This window comes from Microbacterium sp. Leaf351 (assembly GCF_001423825.1).
GTDB classification, from domain to species: domain Bacteria; phylum Actinomycetota; class Actinomycetes; order Actinomycetales; family Microbacteriaceae; genus Microbacterium; species Microbacterium ginsengisoli.
The window spans coordinates 57611-60760 of sequence record NZ_LMPK01000003.1; the positions used below are offsets into that span (position 1 = coordinate 57611).

The 3150-nt window shown below is 73.0% G+C and carries 2 protein-coding genes and 1 pseudogene; all 3 read right to left on the bottom strand.

Annotated features, from left to right (window positions below; all coding sequences use genetic code 11):
* Nucleotides 1–1033 (bottom strand): annotated as a pseudogene (locus ASG00_RS16370) (type VII secretion protein EccC); the annotation flags it as partial.
* An 89-nt stretch (nt 1034–1122) separates the two neighbouring features.
* The gene (locus tag ASG00_RS01755; RefSeq protein ID WP_056206396.1) at nt 1123–2403 is read right to left on the bottom strand and encodes a hypothetical protein; all 1281 of its coding nucleotides are present in this window, start codon (nt 2401–2403) and stop codon (nt 1123–1125) included.
* A partial coding sequence (locus ASG00_RS16375) for a S8 family serine peptidase (protein WP_235559057.1) occupies nt 2400–3150 on the bottom strand: 751 nt, incomplete at its 5' end. The genes ASG00_RS16375 and ASG00_RS01755, both read right to left, overlap by 4 nt.

Here is a 3150-nt window from a genome sequence, read left to right on the forward strand (position 1 = left end):
CGAGGTCGCTCCACCGTTCGGGGAGTTCGAGTACCGTGACGCCGGCCATGCCCTCGCCGCCGACGATCGGATGCCCCGCGGGCAGCCGTACCCCGTCGACGAGGATCACGATGTGCGGGCTCGTGCGGGTGTCGCGGCCGAATCGCGGACGCTCGCGCAGACCCGCCGGAAGCAGGTCCTCGAGAGTGTCGAGATCGGAGGCGATCAGGCGTGCGGGCCCGACGCGATCCTCCACCCGCACCGATTGCGCGTGCGGCAGCCACTTCGCCCATTCCCAGTGGGGCAGTTGCGAGGGCCCGGCGAGAACGGCGATCTGGAGGGTGTCGGGGTCGTGGAGGGCGGCGAGGCCGATGACCATCGATCGCGCGAGCGCCCGCACGGCGTCTTCGTCGGAGCCGATGATCTCGGTGCGGGCGTCGTCCCCGAGGTCGACGGCGAGCGGCAGCGCGGGCTGGATCTCGTGGGTGAGCATGAACCGGTGCGCCGCGCTCGCGGCGACCGGGTCGAGTTGAGCGAGCGAAGGGAGCTCGGGCGCCTCGAGTGTGATGCACAGCGGCTGATCGGACACTCCCACACGGGTGCGGAGGAAGGCGTCGTCTGTCCCGGCCCGTTCCCAGACGCGGGTGCGCTCCTCGGCGAGGAACGGGAGCGCGGCGGGGGCCGGGTGGATCCAGTTCCCGTGCCGGCGTTGCTGGCGGGCCGCGCTGCGCACGGTATCCCGCAGCTCCGAGAGGTAGGCGAGGTACTCGCGCCGGTTGGCAAGCACCTGCGCGGCTCGCTGCGAGCGCTGTCGCCACCCGTTCACGGCGACGAAGCCGAGCGACGACAGCAGGAACATGCCTCCGGTGATGAAGCCGGTCGGCCCGGCGTTGGAGATCGTCACCATCACGATCGCGCCGACCGAGCCGATCATCGGGAGCAGTGAGGTGAGGATGCCCCCGGCCCCGTCGGCGGGGACGAGCTCGGGAGGAGGTTGCACGAGGATCTTGCCGCTGGGCACGCGCGGAGGTGCGAGTCGCGGTGTTCCGCTCATCCGGGTGCTCCCTCGGTGCGTCTCGGGCCCTACCGGCCGTGTGACCGGGCGGCGGGGCTGGCTGTCAGTGGTGGCGGGGCGTCGCCCGGTCAGGCGCGTCCGCCCGCTCCGGCGCCCTCCGAGCGCGGACCCAGGTCGACGTCCTCCTCGAGCTTCGGTGCGACCGGGCCGCCGAGGCCGCGGCCGCCGCGCTTCCCGTCGCCGTTCGCCGAGCCCGGGGCGCCGCCGCCCAGCATGCCGCCCGCGGCGCCGCTTCGCGTCCCCGACGTTTCGGTGGGGGCGGCCGTGGCCGCTCCGGCAGCCGACGAGCGGGCGCCGCCGAGAAGTCCTCCGGAACCGCTGCGGGCGTCGGCGCCCAGGCCGCCCGACCCGCCGGAGGAGCCCGCCCCCCTGCCGCCGGCGAACGCTCCCGCGCCCGGGGTCGCGTCGGCCGTGGCCGCCGCGGTGAGGCCCGCACCGGCGAACCGCGCGCCGGCTCCGAGCATCGCGGCACCGGCGATTCCGGCGCCCGCCCCGAACCCGCCGGGGGTGGCCGGAGTGAGAGTCGACGCGCCTCCCTGCAGTCCCGTGCCGGCTCCGCTCCCTATGACCGTTCCCGGGGCGAAGCTCGTTCCCCCGGAGCCGAGCGGACCGTCCGGTGTCAGCACGATGTCGTTTCCCCCGGTCCAGCTGCCGTCGCCGGTCTGCACGGTGTGGTCGGTCACACCGGGCACCGTGGCCGCTGTGGGAACGGGCGGTGCGGTGACGGTGTTCGCGGTGTGCGTCGTCGATGTGCGCGCCGGCGGCGTCGCCGGCGTGTCTGTCCCATCGGGTGCCGTGTCGAGGGTGAATCGGCTGAAGCCGTCAGCGGACAGCAGTGGGAACCGGGGTTGATCGGACATCGATGCCGCGATGCCGCTCGACGCAGCGGTCACGGCCTTGTGCGCGGCGGCCTCGCGCTGGGAGCTCATCCACTGATTGATCTGGTCGACCGCGAACGGCCCGGCGATGACCGAGATCGGCCCGAGGGGGAGGGTCAGTCCCGTCGCCGCCCCACGCACGAGCGCCTCCTGGGTTCCGTCGAGAGATCCGTTCGGGAGCGCGGCGAGCGCGGAGCGGGCGGACGCCCGCTCGGCATTCGCCTGCGTGATGGCGGCCTGGAAGACGCCGATCGCCGCGGTGAGCTGGTCGATGGCCGTCGCCGATGTGCGGAGCGTCTCTGACGCGGCGAGGGCCGCCTGTCCGGTCAGTCCGTTGTCGTCCGACGCCGCCCGGAGCACCGTGGCGAGGTCGGGGAGGAGGCTCTGCAGCTGCGGCAGGTTCGCCTGCGACCAGTCGCCGACCTGAGCGAGCTGGATGAGTCGTTGTTCGTAAGGCCCGGGGTTGCTCATCCTGCATCCTTCCGTTGAGGACTTCGTGCGCGTGTTCGACGGATGACGAGCACCGTCGTCACGGCGAGGCCCGCGACCACGAGCAGGCCCGCCGCGCCGAGAGCGATCGGAACGCCCCCGCTCGACTCGGGGGAGGCGACGGTGCCCGCTCCGGAGGGCACGGGACTCGGCGTCGCGGAGGACGTGGAGGCGCCGCCGCTGCGGGCGCCTGCGAACTGCTGCGCCGTGGGGAGGCCCGACGACTTCCCCATGAGGGGATTGGTGTCGGGATAGGACGCGGGGTCGGCGCTCAGCATGCCCGCGAGGAGTGCGCCGCCGTATCCGTATCCCTGTGCGACAGCGAGGTTTCCGTTCGTCGTCCCGCTTGCGTGGTGGATGAGCGACTGGATGAGTTGATTCCCGGTCGCCGACGGATACTTCTCTTTCGCCAACGCGAGCATTCCCGCCACCAGCGGCGTCGCGAGCGATGATCCCGAGGAGGTCCCTGCGATCCAGCTGCCGTCGCTCGCGCCGGCGGGGGTCGAGATATCGACACCGGGGGCCGCCACGGTGACGTCGTCGTTGATGACGGGAGTGCCGGCGGGGTTCTCCAGAAGGCTCCCGGTCGAGGAGATCGCCGACACGGCGACGACGCCGTTCGCGTCCCACGGATAGGTCGACGCGGACCCGTTCGCGTTCGGAGTGCCCGCCACGATCACGACGCCGGCGGCGAGGGCGCGGGCGATCGCCGAGTAGTACTCGGCGGGG

Bases quoted from the DNA above. Each gene is read 5' to 3' on its own strand.
- ASG00_RS01755 (WP_056206396.1), bottom strand. From the start codon at position 2,403: ATGAGCAACCCCGGGCCTTACGAACAACGACTCATCCAGCTCGCTCAG.